Origin of the sequence: Caballeronia udeis (genome assembly GCF_001544555.2) — a bacterium.
Lineage (GTDB): Bacteria > Pseudomonadota > Gammaproteobacteria > Burkholderiales > Burkholderiaceae > Caballeronia > Caballeronia udeis.
This window is the reverse complement of the sequence record NZ_FCOK02000042.1, coordinates 18,233-41,520: the sequence shown is the minus strand read 5'-3', so window position 1 is coordinate 41,520 and position 23,288 is coordinate 18,233. Positions and strand designations below refer to the sequence as shown.

Here is a 23,288-nt window from a genome sequence, read left to right as displayed (position 1 = left end):
CCAAGACGACTCAGGCAAGCAGGTCTTCGTAGAACGAGCCGAACGGCCTGGTGGGATGAGCAAGCTGGATCTCCAGGATCCAAAGCCCGGCTTCCGGCTGCGGCTCGAAATTCCCGAGATCGCCTGACTTGAAGATCGCGTGCGGGAAATCGCTCACACGATGCCCCTTGATGTCGAGGTTCAGTTTCCACCCAAGCGCCGACGCACGCTCCGCCGCATAGTCATACAAGGCCTTGCCGCCGGCGCCCGTCGTTCGCCAATGATGTTCGACCTCATCGAAGACAGTCTTTGCCGCGTCCGCGCACGCCTTCATCTCCGGGTCCGCACCGACAACGAAGGTCGCACCCGCGTCGCCTTCATGCCCTTTCCAGACCACGCCAAGATCGACAAAGAAGATGTCGTCGTCTTTCAGCCGCGGATCTCCTTCGGAACGTTGCTTGAACGTGCGCAAGGTGTTTTCTCCAAACCGGATCAGGATGGGATGCCAGATACGCTCCATCCCCAGTTCCTGCAGGACCTGCTTGCACTCGGTCACCGCTTCCGACTCGAGCATGCCGGGTTGAATCCTGGCCACCACCTGCTCGACGACCTCCCACGTCTTGTCGCGCGCGTAACGCATCGATTCGAGAACGAATTTCTCGCCTACTGCTTGCTGCGTGTCAGTGCTCACTCAATCTCCCCAGCTTCGTTATATTCGGTTAAATATATCGATGACCACGGTGAAAGTCCATTTCCGCGCCTTGAGGCGGACGGGGAACGATATGTTTTCTCGCGGCATCATGCTCATATTCTACGCGGGGTCCGCGCGCGGCCGGATTGACCTGGCCTGCGCTCCAATAACCGGGACCTCGCGTCCTCAGCCCTCTCAATTCGCCCCGAGCCACTCGCGAAACAGGTTCACTTTGTTCTGGTGCGCGAGGCAATCCGGGTAGACGAAGTAATAGCGGGCGCCCGTCGTGAGCACGATGTCGAACGGCATCGTGAGGCGCCTTGACGCAACATCCTCGCTCACGAGCGAGCAGTCACTGATCGCGACGCCAAAACCTTGCGTCGCCGCGTTTGTCGCAAGGTCGAGCGTCTCGAAACTCTGCCCAAGGTCGGCATTGATCTCGGGCGCTTGAGCGTGGACGAGCCACATCTTCCAGTCGCGATGGTCGCGGGTCGGGTGCAGCAGCGTATGCCGGGAAAGATCGGCTACCTTGTCGAGCGGTTTTTCCTCCAGCAACGAAGGCGCGCACACAGGCGTCAGTTGCTCGTCGAAGAGCGCAATCGAGTGAACGTCCACTCCCGGGGACGAGCCATAAATGATCGCCGCGTCGAACGGCTCGACCTGGAAATCGACGTCGTGCTGCCAGGTGGTCGTGAGCTGCAACTGGATCTCAGGGCACTCGGCCTGGAAGCGCATGATCTTCGGCAGGATCCAGCGCATCAGGCAGGTGGGTACCTTCAACGCGAGGTCGGTACGCTGCCGGGTCAGCCGCAGCGAAATCTCCTCGATCCGCGAGAAGCTCTCCTTCACGGTCGGCAATAGCTGCTCGCCTTCGTTCGTCAGCGCGAGCCCCTTCGAGTGCCGCGTGAACAGCGGAAAACCGTAGTACTCCTCCAGCGTCAGGATCTGGCGGCTTACGGCGCCTTGCGTCAGACAGAGGTGATCGGCGGCGCGCGTGAAACTGCGGTGGCGCGCAACCGTTTCGAAGATTTGCAGTGCATTCAGCGGCGGCAGGCGGCGCATTTTCGTTCCCTTCGCGCATTTGAAAAAATCATGACTGCCGGGTGCTTTCCGGCCAGAGGGTTTTATATATACACGGGTTCAAGCCTCCATATATACACCGAAATACACCGAATTCAGCTTCCCGCGTCTCCCGAAACCACCGCTCCTCCGGATAAACCCATGAATAAGCCCATGAGCCAGGAACATGGCGCGCATGCAAATTCATCGATTGCCGTTCACGCGGCATGCACCAAGAATGCATCAACACGCAACCTCCGGAGAAAGGCATGTACCGGCAACGGATCAAACGGATCAATCCGCAGGAGTCTCATGAATTCGCCTGAAAATATCTCGCTTTTCGGTCACGCGAGCGGACACTGCCCGCCCCGGCCAGTCGCCACACAGACCTGCGGCGAAGCGCTCGTGAGGCTGCTCGAGCACTACGGTGTTGAACTGGTATTCGGCATCCCCGGCGTCCATACCGTCGAGCTGTACCGGGGACTGGCAACGTCGACGCTGCGCCACGTCACCCCTCGCCACGAGCAGGGCGCTGGCTTCATGGCGGACGGCTATGCGCGGGTTACGGGAAAACCCGGTGTGTGCTTCATCATCACCGGGCCGGGCATGACGAATATCGCGACCGCGATGGCGCAGGCTTACGCCGATTCGATCCCCATGCTCGTGATTTCCAGCGTCAACACCACGCGCCAACTGGGCGGAGGAACTGGCCGCCTGCACGAGCTGCCGTCGCAGCGCGACGTATTCGCCGGGCTCACCGCGTTCTCCCACACCTTGCTCGACGCTGACGAACTGCCGCAAGTCCTGGCCCGCGCGTTCGCAGTGTTCGCGACCGCGCGGCCACGGCCGGTTCACATCGAGATTCCGCTCGACGTGATCGTCGCGCCTGCGCGGGACACGACATCCGGTGTGGCAGTGCTGCCCTCGAAGCCCGCCGGCGCGCCGCGCGCCCTCGACGAGGCGAGCGCCTTGCTCGCCACTGCGCGCCGCCCGCTGATCCTGGCCGGCGGCGGCGCTGCCGGGGCCGCCCCCGAATTGCGCGCGCTGGCCGAACGCCTGCAGGCGCCGGTGGCGCTTACGATCAACGCGAAGGGGCTGTTGCCGCGCGGCCATGAGTTGTCGATCGGCTCGACCCAGTCGCTCGCCGCGACGCGCGCGCTGGTGCGTGAGGCCGATGTCGTGCTTGCGGTTGGCACCGAACTGGGCGAGACGGACTACGACGTGGTGTTCGATAACGGCTTTGCCATAGACGGCAGGCTGATCAGGATCGATATCGACGCTCAGCAGGTCATGCGTAATTTCCGGCCTGATGTGGCGATTGCCGCCGACTCGAAACTCGTGCTCGCCGTGCTGGACCAAAGGCTCGCCACACGCCCGTTGCCGCCGCGCGCGGCCGACTGGGGCGCGTCGCGCGTACGTACCGTGCGTGCCGCGATCAATGCCGGTTACGACGCACCGATCCGCTCGCAGGCCGCGCTCTTCGACACCGTATTGAATACCCTCCCCGATGCGATCGTCGTGGGTGATTCAACGCGCCCCGTCTACGCCGGTAATTTCGTCTTCGAAGCGTCCTCGCCCAGGTCGTGGTTCAACTCCTCGACCGGCTACGGCACGCTGGGCTACGGCTTGCCGGCTGCGATCGGCGCGCGGCTTGCGTCGGGAAACCGGCCCGTGATCTGCCTGATCGGCGACGGCGGCCTGCAGTTCACGCTGCCTGAACTGGCGAGCGCTGTTGAAGCTGCTGTACCGGTGATCGTGCTGCTCTGGAATAACCGGGGTTATGCCGAAATCAAGAAGTACATGGTTGAGCGCGATATCGAGCCGATCGGCGTTGACATCTACACGCCTGACTTCCTTGCGCTGGCACGCGGCTTCGGCTGCTGCGCGGCATCGGCCCATACGCCTGCCGCGCTGGCCAACGAACTGAAGCAGGCGGCTGCGCGCCGCGTGCCCACATTGATCGAAATCGACGAACAGAAGTGGTTCGACCACGTCCCCGGAGACCCGGCATGAGCGCGCCGAACGACACTCGATTCCTGACGCAGCTTTATATAGATGGTCACTGGGTCGACGGCGCACTGGGCCGCACGATTGCCGTGGTTAACCCTGCGACCGGAACCTGCCTGGCCAACGTGGCCGCGGGCACCCTGCCCGACGTGGAACGGGCGGTAGCGTGCGCGGCTCGCGCGTTTCGTACCTGGCGTCATACGACCGGCGCCGAGCGTGCCACCTACCTGCGCGCGATCGCGGCAGAAGTGGACGTGCGGCGCGAGCGTCTCGTGATGCTGCAATCGCTTAATAACGGCAAGCCGCAAGCGGAAGCGCACATGGACGTCGACGATGTGATCGCGACATTCAGCTATTACGCTCAAATGGCCGAGCAACTGGACGACATAAGCGGTGCCGAAGTCGGCATCCCCGGCATCGGGCACCGTGCGCGGATTCTCCGCGAACCCGCCGGCGTGGCCGCGCTCATCGTGCCGTGGAATTTCCCGATGGTAACCACGGCGTGGAAACTCGCCCCGGCGCTCGCGGCAGGCTGCACGGTCGTGCTCAAGCCCTCCGAAATCACCCCGCTGCCCGAACTCGAACTGGCCTCGGTGATCGCATCGGCCGGCTTGCCGGCGGGCGTTTTCAACGCGGTGACGGGCACCGGTGCGGACGTAGGCGCACCGCTCGTCGCCCACCCCGGGGTCGCGAAAATATCGTTTACCGGCAGCACGAGTGTCGGCCAGACGGTAATGAAGACTGCCACTGACACGCTGAAGGGCGTGAGTCTCGAACTCGGGGGCAAGTCGTCGATCATCGTGTTCGACGATGCGGATCTCGACCTGGCGATCGACCTTGTCGAAGCGGGGGGTTTCTTCAACAGCGGCCAGATGTGTTCGGCGACGAGCCGCGTGCTGGTGGCGCGCGCACTCTTGCCGACCTTGCTGGCGAGGCTCGTCGAGCGCGCAGAGCGGATCGTCGTGGGCGACCCGTTCGCGCCTGACGTGCGGATGGGGCCGCTTGTGAGCCGCGCCCAATTCGACCGCGTGCGCGGCCATATTGAACAAGGCATAGCGGACGGTGCACGGCTCGTCACGGGTGGCGGCCGCCCAGCCGGTGCACCGGAGCAGGGCTTTTTTATCGCGCCGACGATTTTCACCGACGTGCCGACGATGAGCGCTTTATGGCGTGACGAGATCTTCGGCCCGGTCCTGTGCGTGCGCGCGTTCGACACTGAAGAGCAAGCCGTCGACATGGCCAACGACAGCGACTACGGGCTGGTGGCGAGCGTCGTCACCGCCGATGAAGCTCGCGGCGAACGGGTCGCTCGTGCGCTTGCGGCCGGCGTGGTGTGGGTCAACACGCCGCAACTGATCTATCCGCAGACGTCGTGGGGCGGCTTCAAGCGCAGCAGTATCGGGCGGGAGCTGGGTCCGTTCGGGCTTGCCGCCTTCCAGGAAATCAAGCAGGTGCTGACGCGTCGTCAGGCCAGCTAGCCCGCCTACTTAAAAGGATTAGCGATGAAGCACGATAACCATTCCGGCAACTCTTTCAACCAGCCGCTCGGCGGTAACCAGATGCCGCGCTTCGCGGGGCCGGCGACGATGATGCGCCTGCCGAGCGCGACATCGGCCGAGGGGCTCGATGCCTGTTTCGTCGGCGTGCCGCTCGACACCGGCACCTCGAACCGGGCGGGCGCGCGCTTCGGTCCGCGCGCGATCCGGGCCGAATCGTGCCTGCTGCGCCCGTACAACATGGCGACCCGCGCGGCGCCGTTCGACAGCATCCAGGTCGCCGACATCGGCGACGTCGCGATCAACACGTTCAATCTGCAGAAGAGCATGGACATCGTCACCGAAGCGTATGACGAGATCCTTGGGGCCGACTGCGTGCCGCTCACGATGGGCGGCGACCACACGATCGTGCTACCCATCCTGCGCGCGATGAAGAAGAAATACGGTCCGGTCGGCGTGGTTCATGTCGACGCGCATGCGGACGTGAACGACACCATGTTCGGCGAGAAGATCGCTCACGGCACGCCGTTCCGGCGGGCGATAGAAGAAGGTCTGATCGACGGCAACCGCGTCGCGCAGATCGGCCTTCGAGGCACCGGCTATACGGCGGAGGATTTCGACTGGTCGCGCTCGCACGGCATACGTGTCGTGCAGGCCGAGGAGTGCTGGTACAAATCGGTCGCGCCGATCATGGACGAGGTGCGCGCGAAACTGGGTGACGGCCCGGTGTACCTGAGCTTCGACATCGACGGTCTGGACCCGAGCTTTGCGCCCGGCACGGGCACGCCGGAAATCGGCGGCCTGACGATCTGGCAAGCGCTTGAAATCATCCGCGGCTGCCGGGGGCTGGATATCGTGGGATGCGACCTGGTCGAGATTTCGCCGCCGTACGACCCGTCCGGCAATACCGCGCTGGTCGGGGCGAACCTGCTGTATGAAATGTTGTGCGTGCTGCCGAAGGTGAAGTACCGGACGTAGGCTGCTTCGCCTGTTTTTCGTCTGCTTTTTTCGTCTGCTTTTTTCGTCTGCTTATTCGCCGCCGGCGCGTGCTCCGTCTTGCGGATTACGCTTCGCTTACCAAGCGACGCCGCCGTTGCGTGGCCAGCGGCTTCCCATGCACGTCCGGCATGCCGATGCCTGTAAAAACCAGCGATAAAGCACCGGAGCCATGCGCTTTCATCATGGCAGACATGACGATATATCGATTGTGATGGCTATTTTGCGCTCCTAACATTTTTCATGCACGGACAAACACGGACGAATGCAAACGAATTCGACCGTTCACCTGGCGCATAGGTCGGACATCTCACTTAATCACTCACGGAGTCGGCGATGAAAAAATTCAGCACAGGACGGCGGCAAGCCTTCAAGACGATCGGCGCAGCCCTCGCAGCGTCCGCGCTGCCGGCACCGTTCCTCAACCTCAGAGCCCAGGAACACAATTTCTCGGGCAAGACACTACGCCTGCTGACCTGGTCAGACGATACAGGCACAGCCGCGCTGCACAATATAGCGGCTACGTTCACGGCAAAAACCGGCGCGAAGGTGATTGCAGACCGCGCGGACGGCACCTCCGGCATGGTCGCCAAGGTGAAGGCCGCGGGCGACCGCCCCACCTACGACGTGATCACGCTCGCGGGCGTAGGCGCCTCCGGTCTCCGCGATGCCGGCCTGCTCGTCAAGCCCGACCTCGACAAGCTGCCGAACCTCAAGGACCTGGAGGCGCGGTATCGAACCGGCGCGGACGGTTTTGGTGTCGGCTACTTGTTGTGGTCCGACGGCCTGATCTACAACACGTCGACCATCAAGACGCCGCCTTCGTCGTATGAAGCGCTGTGGGATCCCAAATATGCAGGTCGCCTGTTCTTGCCGCCGCCCGAGTTTGCCGAGGCGGTCGACCTGGCGATCATTGCTGCAAAAATGTCGGGCGGTTCGCAGCAGAACATCGATCCGGGCTTCAAGAAGCTCATGGAACTGAAGGACCGCGTGATGACGCTCGGCGAGAATCCGAATCAGGTCGCCGATCTGTTTCGCACGGGCTCACTCGATATTGGCGGTATCTATTCACCCGCGTTCTTTCCCGACCAGATCAGGAAACCCGAATACAAGATGGGCGTGACGTACGGCATGAAGGAAGGCTTCGCCACGCAGCTGATGTTCACGGTGATTCCGAAATCGCACCCTGGCGACCTCGACCTGATTCATGCGTTCATCAACCATTCGCTCGATGCGGGCGTGCAAGGCCGGATGGCGGCTGACGTGCTGAACGGCCCGGTGAATTCGAAGGCCATCATTCCCGCCGAGAGCCTCAGGTTCGTGCCGAGCCCGAAGCAGATCGCGGAGAAGTCCGTCCTGCACGACGACAAGGCACTCGCCGTGGTACAGGCCGCGTGGATCAAGCGCTACACCGAGATCTTCTCGGCATGACCACGATGGCTGAACTCTCTTCGCAGCGCGCCGGACCGGGGGCGCCGGACCAGCCGGTTGCCCCCGGATCCGGAGCCGCGCTTGGCCCTGCGCGGCCGTGGCTGCTGCTCGCCCCGATCCTCGCGTTTCTCGCGGTGCTCGCGGCGGCGGCCCTCGTGGTCCTGCGCATGAGCTTCGGTGCGCAAGGCGACGAGTGGCACGGGTTCACGCTGCAGAACTACGCGAACCTCGCCGATTCGTATTTCCTGAAGGCGCTGTGGCTTACGCTGCGGCTCGCGTTTCAGAGCATGGTGTGCGCGGTGCTGCTGGCGATTCCGGTCGCGCTTGCCATGGCGCGCACGGAGTCGCGGCTGGCGCGGCGCTTGCTGCTGGCGGGCGTGCTGTTGCCGCTGCTCGTCAATCTGCTGCTGCAAGGCTATGGCTGGCTCGTGATCCTCGGTCCGGCAGGTTTGCTCAATCACGCATTGCTCGCAAGCGGCGTGATCCAGCGTCCGATGCAATGGCTTTATCGTGAGCATGGCGTGCTGCTCGGCTTGATCCAGACCGCGTTTCCGCTCGCCGTGCTGCCATTGTCCAGTGCCATGCGCGCCGTGTCGCTTTCGTACGAGGAAGCCGCTGCAACGCTCGGTGCAACGCGCTGGCAGACGCTGCGTCACATCATGTTGCCCCTCGCGATGCCAGGGCTTGTATCGGGCGCGCTGCTCGTGTTCGCTTACAACGCAAGCGCGTTTGCCGTGCCGCTGCTGCTCGGCGGCCGGCGCGTGCCGATGCTCGCCGTGCTGGTGCATGACGAGGTCTCGCCGCTGCTGAACTGGCCGGCGGCCTCCGCCTCCGGTGTGGTGCTGATGGTCGCCACGCTCGCGGTCATGGCGATCTCCCAGAGCCTCGTGCGCCACACCCAACGTCTCAAGGAGCCATCCGCGTGAGCACCCCCGTCAATTCGCTCCCAACGCGCGCACGGCTCCTGCCCGCGACCATGCCGGGCCGGCTCGGCAGGCCTGCGGCGTTGCTCGCGGGCATTGTCCTCTTCCTTGCCGCCCTGCCGATCCTGACGATGATCCTGATGTCGTTCAGTGCTTCGGACACGCTGGAATTCCCACCACCCGGCTACAGCCTCCAGTGGTATCGCGCGGCATGGCACAGCTTCGTCTCGCCCGATGCAAGCGACGTGCTTTCCATGGGTACCGCGCTGACGACGAGCCTGATCGTCGCGGTGTCGACAATGATCATTGCTACGCTGGTCTCGGTGCCCGCCGCGTATGCGTTGAGTCGCTACCGGTTTCGAGGCAAGTCGGCCGTCGAACAGCTCGTCGCGCTGCCGCTTGTCTACCCGCTGGTGATGCTCGGGCTGTCGCTGCTGCTGGTCTTCAACGTACTGCCCGTGGAACTCGGCGTGTTCCGGCTCATCATTGCGCACGTGATTCTCGCACTGCCGTTCACGGTTAAGAACTGCGCAGCGTCGGCGGCATCGATCGGCCCGGAGTTCGAAGAAGCCGCTTGCGTGATGGGCGCGAGCCCGCGCCGCGCCATGTTCGACGTGGTGTTGCCGCTGATGCGCCCCGGCATCCTGGCCGGCATGCTGTTCGCGTTCATCATCTCGTTCAACGAGTTCACGGTGACGTTCTTCCTGTACGGCATCAATACGATGACGCTGCCGGTGTGGCTCTACAGCCGCACGGTGTCGTCGCTCGACCCGACCGTGTTTTCGTTTGCCGTCTTTATTGTTGCCATCGACTTTGCGCTGATATGGCTGCTTGAAAAACTGATTGGCGACGAAGGTGTCGCGCTCTGAGCACGCAAGAATTCAAGGAAACATCATGACTCATCTGACACTCCAGGCCGTGACCAAGCGCTTCAACGCCGCGTACGCCGTCGACCACGTCGACCTGAGCGTACCGGACGGCAAGCTGGTCTGCTTTCTCGGCCCGTCCGGCTGTGGCAAGACGACCTTGCTGCGCATGATCGCGGGGCTCGAGACACCCAGCTCCGGCAGCGTGACTTTCGCGGGCCGCGACATCACCCACTTGCCGGCGAACCAGCGCGACTTCGGCATGGTGTTCCAGTCGCTGGCGCTGTTTCCGCACATGAGCGTAGCCGAAAATATCGCGTATCCGCTGCGGCTTCGGAAAATGGGCAAGGCTGCACAAGGGCGCCGCGTCGCTGAACTGCTCGAACTGATCCAGCTGCCGCACATGGCGAACCGGCCGGTCACGCAACTGTCCGGGGGACAGCGTCAACGCGTGGCGATCGCGCGTGCGATAGCGTCGTCGCCAAAACTGTTGCTGCTCGACGAACCGCTCTCCGCACTCGACGCCAAGCTGCGCGAAGCAATGCAGGTCGAAATCCGCCTGCTGCAGCAGCGCCTTGGCATCACGACGATCATGGTCACGCACGATCAGCGCGAAGCAATGACGATGGCCGACGAGATCGTCGTGATGGAAAAAGGCCGCATTGCGCAGGTCGGCAAGCCACTCGACATCTACCGGAACCCGGTCAGCGAGTTCGTCGCCGACTTCATCGGGCTCGGCAACATCCTTCCGGTCACGCATGACGGACGCGGCGGCGTGCAGTTGCCGGGCGGCCAGCAGATCGTCGTGGCTGATCGCGTATGGGCGCCGGAATCCACGGCGGACATCCGCCTGCTGATCCGCCCCGAAGATGTCTGCGTGAAGCATGTCTCGACCACCAGTGATCCTAACTGTCTCGCGGGTACGATCACGTTTATCCGCGACGTCGGCGCCACGCTGGAAGCGACGATCGACTGCGCGGGCTTCACGCTGACAGCCGCCACCACGCAACGCGAAACGCCCGGCCTTACGCTAGGCATGCCCGTGCTGGCCGAATTGCCCGCGCACGCCTGCAAGCTGATCGCGGCGCGCCCGCTTCATTGAGCCGGTTTCATTAGATTTAACTGCCCTCACCTGACCATGAGCAACCCGCCATGACCTATGTGTTCGATTTCAGCGGCTTCGGCATCTACGCGGGCATGCTCGCGCGGGGCGTCGCCGTCACTCTCTGGCTCACTGCTGTATCGACGGTACTCGGCGGCTTTGTCGGTATCGCAGGCGCAAGCATCGGCGTCGCCGGCCCCCGTTGGGCCCGGACGCTGATCGCAACGTACGTCGAGCTGATACGCAACACGCCGTTCCTCGTGCAGCTGTTCTTTGTGTTTTTCGGGCTGCCGGGTCTCGGCATCCATATCAACGAAATGCAAGCTGCAATCCTCGCGATGACGGTCAATCTCGGCGCCTATGCGACCGAAATCGTCCGCGCGGGCATCGACTCGATTCCGCGTGGCCAGGTGCAGGCAGCGCAGGCGCTGGGCTTGCAGGGACGCCAGGTGTTCCGCCACGTGGTGCTGCCGCAGGCGCTGGCGAATGTGTTTCCAGCGCTCCTGAGCCAGGTGTTGATCGTGATGCTCGGCTCCGCCGTGGTCTCGCAGATCTCCGTGCCCGACCTGACGTCTGCGGCCGACTTCATCCAGTCGCGTAACTTCCGCTCGTTCGAGAGCTACCTGATCGTCACCGCGACCTATCTGTTCCTGTCGATCGTCTTGCGTCAACTGCTGAACCGGCTGGGCCGCGGCCTTTTTGCCGGACGCTCGGCACGCACGCCGGTTGTGCGGTCCAACTGGCGCAACGGGTGGACCTGGTTCGCCTCGCGTCGCTCCCAGACACTGGCAACGGAGCGCCCACAATGACCGAATTCACGCTGTGGGATATCGCGCGCAATCTGCTGCTCGCCGCGCGCTGGACCGTGTTGCTGTCGCTGATCGCTTTCGTCTGCGGCGGTGCTGTCGGGCTCGTGCTGCTCGCAATGCGCGTGTCGCCCCTGCCATGGCTGCGCCGTGTGGTCTCGCTCTATGTCGAGCTATTCCAGGGCACGCCGCTGGTGATGCAGTTGTTCCTCGCCTTCTTCGGCCTGCCGTTGCTGGGCGTGGAAGTGTCGCCGTGGGTTGCCGCCACCGTCACGCTGACGCTCTATACCAGCGCGTATCTCGCCGATATCTGGCGCGGTTGCGTTGAAGCGGTGCCGCGCGGCCAATGGGCGGCAGGCGCGAGTCTCGGCATGACGTTTGGCCAGCAGTTGCGCTATATCGTGTGGCCGCAGGCGAGAAAGATCGCGGTCGCGCCGACCGTCGGTTTTCTGGTGCAGATCGTCAAGAGCACGGCATTGACGTCGATCATTGGATTCATCGAACTGACGAAGACCGGCTCGATGATTACCAATACCGCGTTCCGCCCGTTTCCGATCTACGGAATGGTCGCCCTGCTGTACTTCGCCATGTGCTTCCCGCTGACGCTGTATGCGCGGCGGCTGCAGCAGTTGCAACACGCGCAGGCACACCGGTGACACAGCCAGCGGTAACTCTGCCGCCGGCGACATGGCCATGCTGCCTCGACGCTACGTGGTTTTGTTCCACGAAGCCCAACCAGGAATGGATTTCACGATGATCTCAATCAACAATGTTTCAAAGTGGTACGGCCCTTTCCAGGTGCTGACCGGCTGCACGACAGAAGTCAAAAAAGGGGAAGTGGTCGTGGTGTGCGGCCCGTCGGGTTCAGGCAAGTCCACCCTGATCAAAGCGGTGAACGGCCTTGAGCCGTTCCAGGAAGGTGCGATCACGATCGACGGCCAGTCGGTCGGTGACCGGAAGACCAACCTCTCGAAGCTGCGCTCGAAAGTGGGCATGGTGTTCCAGCACTTCGAACTGTTCCCGCATCTGTCGATCACTGAAAACCTGACGTTGGCGCAGATCAAGGTGCTTGGCCGTTCGAAGGACGAAGCCGCGGTGAAGGCGTTAAAACTGCTGGACCGAGTCGGGCTGAGCGCGCATGCGAACAAGTTTCCGGGTCAACTGTCGGGCGGCCAGCAGCAACGGGTCGCGATTGCACGTGCGCTGTCGATGGACCCGATCGCGATGCTGTTCGACGAACCGACGTCTGCACTAGACCCCGAGATGATCAACGAAGTGCTCGATGTGATGGTCGAACTCGCGCAGGAAGGCATGACGATGATGTGCGTCACTCACGAAATGGGCTTTGCGCGAAAGGTCGCGCACCGCGTGATTTTCATGGACAAGGGCCTCATCGTCGAGGACGACAGGAAGGAAGATTTTTTCGCAAACCCGAAGTCCGATCGCGCGAAGGATTTTCTCGCCAAGATACTGCATTGATGCTCCCCAGGACTCGGTAAACATCGCCGCGGCGAGACCAGGAATTCGACTTGCCTTTGCGAGCGGCAACTGATTACGGCAACAACGCACGGACGATATACGGAGTACTACATATATTTATAAATCGGCAAGCGAACACCCCTGAACGACGCAACCCCGCCCGGAATTTGCAACCATTCCGAAAGCGATACCGTCAGGCAGATCAACAAAATACAACCCGGGCAGACGGCGCGGAGTTCCCAAATACTGGGCTCACCAGCACACCTCCCATCTATTGAACTGCCTCCGGTCATCGCAGAACGCCCCCGCCCTCAACCCGCTTTTCAAAATAGTCGGACTAGTTAAGGGTATACATTGATTAATTGGTCAAGTGCCTGTTCTAGCATTTCGATACGTCGTCATTCGACCGTGCGTGTGCTTGCGCATGCGCGTTTCACGGAGCGTACCGACGCCCGGCACCGGCGCTTTCCCGGCCCGCGCCGTCAGGTGCAATGAGGTGTTCAAAAACTACGAAACGGGAGAAGGGACATGGCGGACATGGCGCAAGATCGGGAAGACCCGGGTGAAGTACAAAGCGTGCGTCGCGGGTTGTTGCAAGGCGCTGGCCTGACTGCGGCGCTGGCGCTGCTAGGCGGCGCGATCACACCGGCGCAAGCCGCGGAAGCCAGTCCGTTTCCAGCCCACAAGCGCTGGAAGATCGTATTCGTCAATCACGTCACGACCAACCCGTTCTTCGTTCCCACGCAATACGGCATTCAGGACGCGGCCGGTTTGCTGGGTTTCGATTACCAATGGACCGGCTCGGCCAACGCCGACGTGGCCGAGATGGTCAATGCGGTCAACGCGGCCATTGCCGCCAAGGCCGACGCCATTGCGGTGCCTATCGTCGACCCCAAGGCATTCGACACGCCGATCCAGAAAGCGCTCGACGCGGGCATTCCGGTATTTGCATACAACGCCGATGCCCCCAGCGGCAGCACCAACCCGCGCCTCGCGTATATAGGCCAGGATCTGTACCTGTCGGGTTATCAGATGGGCGAGCGCATTGTCAGCCTGGTGGACAGCGGCCTCGTCGCGCTATTTATCGCAACGCCTGGTCAGCTCAACATCCAGCCGCGCCTTGACGGTGCACTCGATGCAATCAAGAAATCAGGCAAGAAAATCGACGCGCAAACCATTGCGACCGGGGCGACCGTCAACGAGGAACTCTCGAAGATCAAGTCGTTCTACCTGGGGCATCAGGATTTGAAAGGCATGTTCGCCGTCGATGCAGGCAGCACCCAGGGCGTCGCCCAGGTCATGAAGGATTCGAACCTGCCTTCCAAGGGCGTGCACGGCGGCGGCTTCGATTTGTTGCCGCGCACCGTCGAGCTGATCCACGATGGTTTCCTCGACTTCACGATCGATCAGCAACCTTACGTGCAAGGTTTTTATACCGTGGTCGAAGCCTTCGTTTTCCTGGCCTCGGGGGGACTGGTCGGACCGGCCAATATCAACACGGGCCTGAAGTTCGTCACCAAGGGTACGGTCGACCCGTACCTGAACACGGAGACGCGCTATGAAGGCAAGAGCACGAAACCGCAGATTGTGCCGCGCACGGGTGCGATCAAGGGATGACGACTCCCGTGACGGATGCAAGCCCTGGTGGCCGGCGCCCAAGGTTATGGCCGGGCGCGCTGAAGCGATCCAGCGAGATCCGCATCCTTGCGGTCGCGCTGATCCTCAGCGCGTACTTCGAGACGGCCAACCATGACTTCCTGCTGACCAGCGCGAGCCTGGAAAACCTCTCGCAGTTCATCGCGCCGGTCGCAATCATTGCCTGCGGCGAAATCATGCTGATGATCGGCGGGGAGATCGATCTTTCCGCCGGCATGGTCTTCGCGTTCGCGCCGTTCATCATGCACTTCGCCAACGAGACGGGTGCGCCCGCATGGCTCGCGTTGCTGGCCGGCGTGCTGGCGGCAGGCGTGGTCGGCGTGATCAACGGCGTGGTGACGGTGTACCTGCGCATTCCCTCCTTCGTCACCACGCTCGGCACGCTGTTCTTCGTGAATGGATTTACCCTGACTATTTCGCGAGGCACACCGGTGTCGCCTCCGGAGGGGGCGAATTTTGCGGCGTTCATGGGCGCGTGGGGCTACAGCGAAATCATCTGGACGATCGCGATCGCGGCGGTCATGCATGTGTTGCTTCGCCATACGCGATGGGGCTTGCATACCATCGCGGCGGGCGCGAACCAGCTGGGTGCGAGCGAAGCGGGTATTCACGTCAAGCGCCTGAAAATGGGCAACTTCGTGATTGCCGCGCTGCTTGCCGGTTTCACCGGCATCCTGGAAGGTTTCCGGATAACCTCGATCGATCCCCAGGCAGGCGGCAACCAGATCATGTTCCTGGCGGTCGCGGCCGCCGTGATCGGCGGCACGCCGCTCGCCGGCGGCTCGGGCACGATCATCGGCGGGCTGATTGGCGCAGCAGTCCTCGGCATACTCAACGACGGCTTCACGCTCATCGGCATCAACGCGTTCACGTTCAACATGATTCTCGGCGCGGCAATCCTGGCGGCCATGATCTTCAACATCCACGTCGCCCGTCTCGCACGCAAGGGAGACCTGTGATGGCCGACGCAGCAGGCACGGCATCGGTGGAAACAACGGGCACGCCGGTGTTGCGAGGCGAAGATATCGTCAAGCGTTTTGGCGCGGTCACCGCGCTCGACGGCGTGTCGCTGACGCTCAGGCAAGGTGAGATTCTGGGCGTGCTTGGCGACAACGGCGCAGGCAAGTCGACGCTGATCAAGATCCTCACCGGCTTCCATCAGCAGACCAGCGGCAAGCTATTTATAGGCGGCGAGGAAACGCTGCTTCGCTCTGTCGATCACGCCCGGTCGCTTGGCATTGAATGTGTTTACCAGGACCTCGCGCTGGCGAATTCGCTCAGCATTTATCACAACATGTTTCTCAATCGGGAGATCGTGCGGCGCGGCCCGTTTCGCCTGTTGAATAACCGCGCGATGCGCAGCCGTGCGGAAGAATGCCTGGAAGAGATCGGCGTGCATGTGCCGTCGGTCGACCTGCCTGTCGAGCAGCTTTCAGGTGGGCAGCGCCAGGCGATTGCCGTTGCTCGTGCCGTCAATTCGAATGCGAGGATCCTGCTGCTCGACGAACCGCTGGCGGCGATGGGTGCGCGCGAGGCGGGATTGATCATCGACCTGATCCTGCGGCTGAAAGAAAAGCAGGGACTGTCCATTGTCATGATCATGCACAACTACGCCCAGACGCTCGATATTGCGGACCGCGTCATGCTGATGCAACGCGGCCGCGTGACGTATGAGCGGGAGGCCGCGAGCACGTCGGTCGCGGAGCTGATGGATATTGTCAGGCGTGAATACCGGTCCATGCGCACGGCTGCGAGTTAGGTGCTGCGCGCAGTGTTCGTTGGGCAAGTTCAGTGCTGGTGGCGACTAGATCAAAAATCAAACGCAACCAACCCCCGTGTGCTCCTTGCACGACTAAGCGACGAAATCAAACGAGTCGGGCCTGTCATCGACAGGCCCTATGTCGCGCGCCGAAAAGCAATACGTCGCTCCACCAGCGACGACTTCAGCAAGACCCCGAGGAAGCGGAAGCAGAGCGCAAACGCTACGGCGGCAAACGTGGCTGCCCCATCTTTGGCAGGGAGCGATGGCTTATGATTGGCGTATTCAACAATCAAGCTACGGGCTTAAGATCAATGACCGAAACCGATAACAATGCCGACACCGAGACGTTTGCTCATTCCGATTTTCGAATCGGGACAGAGTTCTACACCGAAGCAGGGCTTTGGCGCTGCACCGATATCGGCACGCGTACTATCGTCGCGGTGAAGGTCGAGAACGGCTATCCGTCCCCCGAACATCACCCTCCGTTTTCCGACGCGGTCGAGATGGTGTTTGACGAGTACGACTTCGACGGTTTGTATCGCCGCCCGATGAAGGATTGAATCGGCAATCGCTCCCCGCCGCCACGAACTTCACGCCAATGCCCTCTTCCATCAGCAACTCGCTCGTCTGGATCTTCGAAGCATTCGAGCGCGATTCAACCTATATCACCAAGCGGATGTTCGGCTCTGACGCCGCTTATGTCGATGGCCTCTTGTGTCTGGTTGCCGCCGATCGCGACCCGCCGTGGAGCGGCTTGCTGGTGTGCACATCGCAAGAGCGCCACGCCGCGCTGATGAATGAAATGCCCGCTTTGCGGCCGCATCCGGTGCTTGGAAAATGGCTTTATATACCGCAAGACGATCCGGCGTTCGAAACTGTTGCGCAAAGGATGACGGCACTCGTACTCGCACGCGATCCGCGCGTGGGTGTCGAGCCGAAACCGCGCAAACGTGCCCGCAAATCCACGCTCCCAAAGAGCTAGAAGTCCCGCTACCGGACCCTATGCCTGGACGGGCTGATTCACTCGCCTGGGCTCAGATCGACTTGACTTCGCCTCCATCCATTCGAATGGCGGAACCCGTCATCCACCGGGCCGCCGGCGAAACCAGGAATGCCATCAGTTCCGCAATGTCTTCAGGCTCGCCGTAACGTGTAATCCCAACCTCAAGCGGGAACCTGGCGGTTGCTTCTTCGACCGTCATGTTGTGCAGCGGCGCCCAGTGCTCGAGATAAGACCGCCGGCGCCCTGTCATCACGGGTCCGGGCAACACGCTGTTCACCTGAACGCCGTCCGTGATCCCCTGGTCGGAAAACGCCTTCGCGAGCGCAATGATCGCCGCGTTGATCGTCCCGACTGCCGCGTACGGCGCTTTCGGAAAGAGTGCGGAATTCCCCGAGATCAAGACAACCGAGCCTTTGGAAGCCTTCAAGGCGGGCCAGGCTTCAATGGTCAGGCGACGGGCACCGTGCAACTTCAGCGCCATGCCTGCATCCCACTGCTCGTCCGTCATCTCGAGCAGGTCGACTTGAGGAACAGCGCCCGCGATATTGAGCAACGCGTCAATACGCCCGAACCTGGCGAGTGTTTGTTCCACCACCCTCTTCGCCGACGGCCGGTCGGACAGGTCCAGGTCAATGACCAGCGGTTCCGCGCCAGCCTGCTTGACGGCTGCAGCGGTCTCCTCAAGTTTGGCGCGATTGCGCGCAACGAGGACGATCGAATCAAAATCCCGCGCAAGGCGTACCGCTGTGGAAAAGCCGATGCCCTGGCTCGCTCCTGTAACAACAGCGACTGCTTCTGACATGTCAATTCTCCTGAGTTGATGAACGCGTCGGCGTTCAGTCGTGAACGACCACCATTTTTGCGTTCGCCAGAGTGGCTTCCATGACTCGATGCGCTTCGCGAATCTTCACGATAACGATTGCACGCGCGGCAACACTCCGTGGATCGCGCGATCCGCGGCAGGCGTGGCCCAGCCTGCCGCGGGAGCCCCGTTCATCGAGAGAGAAATTCGCCGATAGCCGCGGCGATCTCGCCAGCATGTGTTTCGAGGGCGAAGTGGCCGGTATCGAAGAAGCGGATAACGGCATCGGGAATGTCCCGCTTGAACGCCTCCGCGCCCGGGGGAAGGAAGAACGGGTCGTGCTTCCCCCATACCGCCAGCAAGCGCGGCTTGTGCGTGCGGAAGTAGTCCTGGAACGTTGGGTAGAGCGCTACGTTGCTCTTGTAGTCGCCGAACAAGTCCAGCTGAACCTCATCGGCGCCGGGGCGCGTCAGGTAGAAGTTGTCCAGAGCGGTGCCGTCGGGCGACACAGTGGCCTCGTCGGGCACGCCATGGGTGTACTGCCAACGTGTCGCCTCCGGCGCCAGGAAGCCGCGAAGCGCCTGGCGATTCTCATCGGACGGGTCTTGCCAATACGCACGGATAGGGTTCCACCCGTCGCTCAGGCCTTCCTCGTAGGCGTTGCCGTTCTGCGAAATGATCGCGGTGATGCGCTCGGGATGCCTCGCGGCAATCCGCAAGCCGGTCGGCGCCCCGTAGTCGAACACATAGACCGCAAAACGATCGAATCCGACCACTTCGGTAAAGCGATCAATGACGCCTGCGATGTTGTCGAAGTTGTACTTGAACTGCTCCCGAGGCGGCATATCCGACTGGCCGAATCCGGGCAGATCCGGCGCGATGATATGGAAACGATCGGCCAGCAGCGGGATCAGGTCCCGGAACATGTGGCTGGAACTGGGGAAGCCATGGAGCAACAGGAGCTTGGGCGCTCCCGCGGTCCCTGCTTCACGATAGAAGATCTTGAAGCCGTCGACATCCGCGGTACGGTACGTGATACCAGTCATGATGAATCTCCTCGTTGATACCTGCAGTTGCGCCGGCAACCCTTCGCAATACAGCAATGGCGTAAGAACACCGGCGTCAAACTCGTGGGATAAACAACTCTCGCGGAACCTGTCGAGAGGACGAAACTCGTGGTCTATCAGTCGCGCACTTCACGCACGGCCTGAAGAATCAAATCAACAACCCGATCGGGCGCCGTGACACTCGGTGTGTGGTCGACCGGATGCGCGCTCACCCGCGCCTTCATGCGTTCCGACATGAAGCGCTGAGTTTCAGCGACGATCATGTGATCCTGCTCCGCCAGCAAATACCAGCTCGGCACGTCCTTCCAAAGCGGGCGTCCTACCGGAACGCTGATACATGCCGGTGAGATCGGGCGCTGGACCGCGGCCAACACCGCCAACTCCTGCGCCGATGCGTTTTGAGCAAACGCCGCTCCAAACGCCTCCTGGGGTAACCAGATCAAGCCATTCTTGTCAGGACCGAGCTTTGGCGCCGTGGGGTGCGGCTCGTTTCGATAGAACACATCGGCTACCGTTTCCCCCTCGTCGGGAGCGAGCGCTGCGACGTACACCAGCGCCTTGATCCTGGGATTGCGCACGGCGCCAATGACTGCCCCGGCGTAGGCGTGCCCCACCAGCACGACAGGCCCGTCAACCCTCTCCAAGGTCCGGTCGACTGCAGCAACGTCGTCGGCCAAGGTGGTTAACGGCACAGGGACAGTAACCGCACTAATACCTTTTGACTGGAGTCCATTTATGACTTTGCTCCAGCTTGACCCGTCAGCCCAGGCTCCGGGAACAAGTACTACCTTCGCATCGCTTTCGGCCATTTTTCTCTCCTATTGCAGGGAAACACCAACCTGGACGTTCGCTCTTTCACAGCAGGCAAATCGTCAGACTCAGTAACCTCTTTAACCAACGTGAGAAGGTTATTCGATCATGTGGTAACCTGTCAATAGTATCCGAGCAGGTTATTTTCACTTATCTTGAGGTAGCCAATGTCCCAGCAATTTCCTGCGATGTTCATAGCCGATGCGGCCGGCCTGGATTTTTTGAATTCGGTGGCCACACCCGTCGACGTCCCGATCGACTGGATCGACGATGGCGAGGGCCTGCTGGCCTGGCTCGCGCAGTCGCAACTGGTGCCCGCGGACGTGCTGCGCACGATGCGCGAGCGCGCAATGCCAGGTGAGTTCGATCGCCTGGCGGACCAGGCGCGCAGTCTGCGTGAATGGTTCAGGACGTTCGTCCGGGAACGCAAAGGCCGTCCGCTCGGGTCTGCGGACCTGCAAGAGCTGGAGCCTTTAAACCTGCTGCTCGCGCGTGATGAAGCCTTTGGGAAAATCGTCGCTCACGAACACGGGGCGGCGGGCGCCCTCACGTTTGAACGCTCACGGCGCTGGAGTTCGCCGGAGTCCCTGCTTCTGCCGATCGGCGAAGTCATGGCGAAGCTGGTTTGCGAGGAGGACTTCACACACGTTAAGGCATGCGAAGGACCGACCTGCACGCTGCTATTCGCCGATCACACCCGGGGGCATGCGCGGCGCTGGTGCAGCATGGCGGCTTGTGGAAACCGGGCGAAGCAAGCGGCGCATCGGAACCGGATCAAGGGACAAAGTTGAAATTGTCCGCCGAGATTTCAGCGCGGTTTCGACATGGCTGATCGTGGAGCATTTCGAAACGGCGAAGAACCGCACCGGCGCAGCCGATTGACGCCGTTTTCCTAAATACGCTGCGGGAGGGCCGTAGCAAAAAAGTCAGTCACGCGGCGCACGCGTGCCGGAACAAACCGGCGTTTTGGCCAGATGACGCTGACGTCCCTGACCTCGCTTATAAATTCTTCGAGAATTGTAATCACGTCCGGATGCCGGAGTTCATCGGCAAGAGAGACCTTCGCGAACAGCCCAATTCCGACACCGGCCAGAACACCCGCCCGGATCGTTTCGACACTGTTGGACGAAAGATTTCCGCGAACGGACACGCTGAATCGACCTTCGGGTCCGACAAACGGCCAATTCACTGACTCCATCAGGCCGCCATATAAAAGGCAATTGTGATCAACGAGTTCGGCGGGAGTCTTTGGTATTCCGTATTGCTCGAAGTAGCGACGGGATCCGACGCATACGAGGGGAGTGCTGGCCACGCGCCTGACAACCGCATCAGGTTCGTTGACGGGGCCCACCCGGATCGCCAGATCAATCCGGTCCTCGACCATATCTCGTACGAAGTCCGAAAGAATGAGATCTACCTGAAGCCCGGGATTGAGTGACAAAAGATCGGGTATAAGCGGAAGAACGTGAAGGCGGCCGAAAGTAGAAGACGTGGCGATCCTGATCAGACCCGAGACATTGAGCGTGCTGCTTGTCAGTTCACCGTCGGCTTCATCCATCTCGTCAACAAGCGGTCTGGTCCGATCGTAGTATCTCTGCCCCTGATCTGTCAGAGTCACGCTGCGCGTGCTCCGGTTGAACAGCATCACGCCTAGGCGTCTCTCCAGCGCGCCGACGGCCTTACTGACGGCGGACTGTGATTCGCCGGTCCTACGCGCCGCGGCGGAAAAACCACCCGCTTCGGCCACGGCGATAAAGGCGTTCAATTCCTGGAACCGATCCATTGCATCCCTCGTTTGATCTATTCTCTTGAAGAATAGATCTTATGGTAAATCCGCGGATTATCACTGGTAGTGACGGCAATTACCATGAACCTGTCACTCAGAAGGTTCCAATGTCCACTCTCACAGGCAAGATCGCCGTCATTAGCGGCGCAACGTCCGGCATCGGTCTGGCGATCGCGCAGCGCTTTGTCGCCGAAGGCGCTCACGTCTTTATCTTCGGCCGTCGGCAGCCACAGCTCGACGCGGCCGCCAAACTGATCGGACGCAACGTCACCGCTATCCAGGCTGACGCCGCGGACCTCGATGACCTCGACCGCGTCGCTGCCGCGGTCAGGAACGAAAAGGGTCTCGTCGACATCATCGTGTCGAACGCGGGCTTTACGGAGCAGGCTTCTATCGACACCCTCACGCCTGAGCATTTCGACAAGGCATTCAACCTCATGGCCCGCGGCCCCGTCTTCCTGGTGCAGAAGCTGCTGCCGCTGATGTCCGGTGGCGGATCGATCGTCCTGGTCTCGTCGGCCATGCACGTCATGGGCATTCCGGGTCACACCGCCTACGCGGCGACCAAGGCGGCGTTGCGTTCCTATGCCCGCACCTGGGCTGCGGAATTCAAGGATCGCGGCATTCGCGTCAACATGCTCAGCCCTGGCGTAACCGATACCCCGATTCTCGACTCTCAATCGAAGACACGCGCGGATCTCGTGAACATGTACCAGGGCATGGTCCCGCTCGGTCGACTCGCTCGGGCTGAGGAGATGGCCAGCGCGGCGCTCTTCCTGGCGTCCGGTCAGAGTTCCTACGTGACGGGTGCGGATCTCATGGCCGATGGTGGTATCGGCCAGGTCTGAGACCCGAAGGTCGCTGACAAGACCTTTCAATACACAAAGGAGAGTTCAATTGGCTACGCAATCATCGGGCTTGGCAAGATCGGGACGGCCATTGCCCAGGCGTTCGCTCGCCAGGGCGATCAAAGCAGGCGTGGCAGGCAGGCGGCCGCTGGACCCGCTCGCGGCGGAGGGAACGGCCGTTGTGGTGGTTGACCGGCGCGTAGGCGAGGTCCGGCGAGCGCAGTTAATGCACTCTACGAGGCCGACCGGATGTTGCTTCGCTTACTGACCAGATGCATGCGCCCTGAGAAACGCTGCATATCCATTCTGGGTCTTGAGGATCTTCCCGGCGCACTTGTCATAGTCCGAGCCTTTCGCGCTATCCGGCCCATACATACCGCGGCACTGCGCAAAGAGGGTCAGCGTTGCGCCCGAACCTTTCGCAGCACGAGTTGCCGAAAAGCTGACCTTGCCTGAACCGGAGGGCACGTCTGTGTCGATTGCGACCGCGTCCGCACGCGTCACGGACGTGTCGGAATGCTGTTCAATATAGCGTTTCGTAAGCGCCCAAGCGGCGTCGCAGTTCGACGCGTCGCAATCGACCGCCGCGTTGCGTTGCGCGGCAGCCAGGCCGGCTTCGTTGTGGACAAATGACTGGGCTTGTTCCGCCTGCTTTTCGGGGGACGAGCAACCAGTGAGCACGAGCGCAACAAGCGCAAAAGCAGCAATTTTTTTCACGA

The 23,288-nt window shown here is 61.6% G+C and carries 24 protein-coding genes; 17 read left to right on the top strand and 7 right to left on the bottom strand.

Going from position 1 to position 23,288, the window contains the following annotated elements; genetic code table 11:
• Window positions 1-10: 10 nt before the first annotated feature.
• A complete protein-coding gene (locus AWB69_RS26190; protein ID WP_062089735.1) occupies window positions 11-670 on the bottom strand; it encodes a M24 family metallopeptidase in 660 nt (219 codons plus the stop codon).
• 195 nt (window positions 671-865) lie between these two features.
• The gene (locus AWB69_RS26185) at window positions 866-1,732 is read right to left on the bottom strand and encodes a LysR substrate-binding domain-containing protein (protein ID WP_062089734.1); all 867 of its coding nucleotides are present in this window, start codon (window positions 1,730-1,732) and stop codon (window positions 866-868) included.
• A 309-nt stretch (window positions 1,733-2,041) separates the two neighbouring features.
• Between AWB69_RS26185 and AWB69_RS26180 the strand changes: the two genes are divergently transcribed.
• From AWB69_RS26180 to AWB69_RS26110, 15 genes are all read left to right on the top strand, one after another.
• Window positions 2,042-3,742 (top strand): 5-guanidino-2-oxopentanoate decarboxylase, encoded by a 1,701-nt coding sequence (locus AWB69_RS26180; RefSeq protein WP_082913594.1) that lies wholly within the window; start codon window positions 2,042-2,044, stop codon window positions 3,740-3,742.
• Complete coding sequence (locus AWB69_RS26175; RefSeq protein ID WP_062089733.1) at window positions 3,739-5,214, top strand: aldehyde dehydrogenase family protein; 1,476 nt, start codon at window positions 3,739-3,741, stop codon at window positions 5,212-5,214. Before AWB69_RS26180 ends, AWB69_RS26175 begins: the two co-directional genes overlap by 4 nt.
• A 24-nt stretch (window positions 5,215-5,238) precedes the next feature.
• Window positions 5,239-6,210, top strand: coding sequence for an agmatinase (speB, locus tag AWB69_RS26170; protein WP_062089732.1), 972 nt, complete (start codon window positions 5,239-5,241; stop codon window positions 6,208-6,210).
• Between the two features lie 354 nt (window positions 6,211-6,564).
• A complete protein-coding gene (locus AWB69_RS26165) occupies window positions 6,565-7,659 on the top strand; it encodes an ABC transporter substrate-binding protein (protein ID WP_062089731.1) in 1,095 nt (364 codons plus the stop codon).
• Between the two features lie 5 nt (window positions 7,660-7,664).
• A complete protein-coding gene (locus AWB69_RS26160) occupies window positions 7,665-8,585 on the top strand; it encodes an ABC transporter permease (protein ID WP_062089780.1) in 921 nt (306 codons plus the stop codon).
• Window positions 8,586-8,635: 50 nt separating this feature from the next.
• Entirely contained in the window at window positions 8,636-9,451 is an 816-nt protein-coding gene (locus tag AWB69_RS26155) for an ABC transporter permease (protein ID WP_407923060.1), read from the top strand.
• A 25-nt stretch (window positions 9,452-9,476) separates the two neighbouring features.
• Complete coding sequence (locus tag AWB69_RS26150) at window positions 9,477-10,550, top strand: ABC transporter ATP-binding protein (RefSeq protein WP_062089729.1); 1,074 nt, start codon at window positions 9,477-9,479, stop codon at window positions 10,548-10,550.
• Window positions 10,551-10,600: 50 nt separating this feature from the next.
• Complete coding sequence (locus AWB69_RS26145; protein WP_062089728.1) at window positions 10,601-11,359, top strand: amino acid ABC transporter permease; 759 nt, start codon at window positions 10,601-10,603, stop codon at window positions 11,357-11,359.
• Window positions 11,356-12,012, top strand: a complete 657-nt coding sequence (locus AWB69_RS26140; protein WP_062089727.1) for an amino acid ABC transporter permease — start codon at window positions 11,356-11,358, stop codon at window positions 12,010-12,012. The genes AWB69_RS26145 and AWB69_RS26140 overlap by 4 nt, the downstream gene beginning before the upstream one ends.
• 97 nt (window positions 12,013-12,109) lie before the next feature.
• The gene (locus tag AWB69_RS26135; RefSeq protein WP_062089779.1) at window positions 12,110-12,835 is read left to right on the top strand and encodes an amino acid ABC transporter ATP-binding protein; all 726 of its coding nucleotides are present in this window, start codon (window positions 12,110-12,112) and stop codon (window positions 12,833-12,835) included.
• Window positions 12,836-13,372: 537 nt separating this feature from the next.
• Window positions 13,373-14,452, top strand: a complete 1,080-nt coding sequence (locus tag AWB69_RS26130) for a sugar ABC transporter substrate-binding protein (RefSeq protein WP_062089777.1) — start codon at window positions 13,373-13,375, stop codon at window positions 14,450-14,452.
• Window positions 14,449-15,450, top strand: coding sequence for an ABC transporter permease (locus AWB69_RS26125; RefSeq protein ID WP_082913593.1), 1,002 nt, complete (start codon window positions 14,449-14,451; stop codon window positions 15,448-15,450). The genes AWB69_RS26130 and AWB69_RS26125 overlap by 4 nt, the downstream gene beginning before the upstream one ends.
• Window positions 15,450-16,250 (top strand): ATP-binding cassette domain-containing protein, encoded by an 801-nt coding sequence (locus AWB69_RS26120; protein ID WP_062089726.1) that lies wholly within the window; start codon window positions 15,450-15,452, stop codon window positions 16,248-16,250. The genes AWB69_RS26125 and AWB69_RS26120 overlap by 1 nt, the downstream gene beginning before the upstream one ends.
• A gap of 314 nt (window positions 16,251-16,564) precedes the next feature.
• Window positions 16,565-16,813, top strand: coding sequence for a hypothetical protein (locus AWB69_RS26115; RefSeq protein WP_082913596.1), 249 nt, complete (start codon window positions 16,565-16,567; stop codon window positions 16,811-16,813).
• Window positions 16,814-16,851: 38 nt separating this feature from the next.
• Window positions 16,852-17,235, top strand: a complete 384-nt coding sequence (locus AWB69_RS26110; RefSeq protein WP_062089724.1) for a hypothetical protein — start codon at window positions 16,852-16,854, stop codon at window positions 17,233-17,235.
• Window positions 17,236-17,287: 52 nt separating this feature from the next.
• Here the strand turns inward: AWB69_RS26110 and AWB69_RS26105 are convergent, their stop codons facing one another.
• From AWB69_RS26105 to AWB69_RS26095, 3 genes are all read right to left on the bottom strand, one after another.
• Window positions 17,288-18,058, bottom strand: a complete 771-nt coding sequence (locus AWB69_RS26105; protein ID WP_062089723.1) for an SDR family oxidoreductase — start codon at window positions 18,056-18,058, stop codon at window positions 17,288-17,290.
• 191 nt (window positions 18,059-18,249) lie between these two features.
• Window positions 18,250-19,104 (bottom strand): alpha/beta fold hydrolase, encoded by an 855-nt coding sequence (locus AWB69_RS26100; RefSeq protein WP_062089722.1) that lies wholly within the window; start codon window positions 19,102-19,104, stop codon window positions 18,250-18,252.
• A gap of 137 nt (window positions 19,105-19,241) precedes the next feature.
• Window positions 19,242-19,934 carry an alpha/beta fold hydrolase gene (locus AWB69_RS26095; RefSeq protein WP_062089721.1) on the bottom strand — a complete coding sequence of 231 codons (693 nt, stop codon included), beginning with the start codon at window positions 19,932-19,934 and terminating at the stop codon, window positions 19,242-19,244.
• A gap of 168 nt (window positions 19,935-20,102) precedes the next feature.
• Between AWB69_RS26095 and AWB69_RS26090 the strand changes: the two genes are divergently transcribed.
• Window positions 20,103-20,726 carry a CGNR zinc finger domain-containing protein gene (locus tag AWB69_RS26090; RefSeq protein WP_062089720.1) on the top strand — a complete coding sequence of 208 codons (624 nt, stop codon included), beginning with the start codon at window positions 20,103-20,105 and terminating at the stop codon, window positions 20,724-20,726.
• Window positions 20,727-20,827: 101 nt separating this feature from the next.
• On the opposite strand, the gene AWB69_RS26085 is transcribed toward AWB69_RS26090, so the two are convergent.
• The gene (locus tag AWB69_RS26085) at window positions 20,828-21,718 is read right to left on the bottom strand and encodes a LysR family transcriptional regulator (RefSeq protein WP_062089719.1); all 891 of its coding nucleotides are present in this window, start codon (window positions 21,716-21,718) and stop codon (window positions 20,828-20,830) included.
• A 110-nt stretch (window positions 21,719-21,828) separates the two neighbouring features.
• On the opposite strand from AWB69_RS26085, the gene AWB69_RS26080 reads away from it, so the two are divergent.
• Window positions 21,829-22,569 (top strand): SDR family NAD(P)-dependent oxidoreductase, encoded by a 741-nt coding sequence (locus tag AWB69_RS26080; RefSeq protein WP_062089718.1) that lies wholly within the window; start codon window positions 21,829-21,831, stop codon window positions 22,567-22,569.
• A gap of 261 nt (window positions 22,570-22,830) precedes the next feature.
• Here AWB69_RS26080 and AWB69_RS26075 read toward each other — a convergent pair whose 3' ends face one another.
• Window positions 22,831-23,286: a putative periplasmic lipoprotein gene (locus AWB69_RS26075; RefSeq protein WP_062089776.1), complete on the bottom strand. Its 456-nt coding sequence runs from the start codon at window positions 23,284-23,286 to the stop codon at window positions 22,831-22,833.
• Window positions 23,287-23,288: the final 2 nt, after the last annotated feature.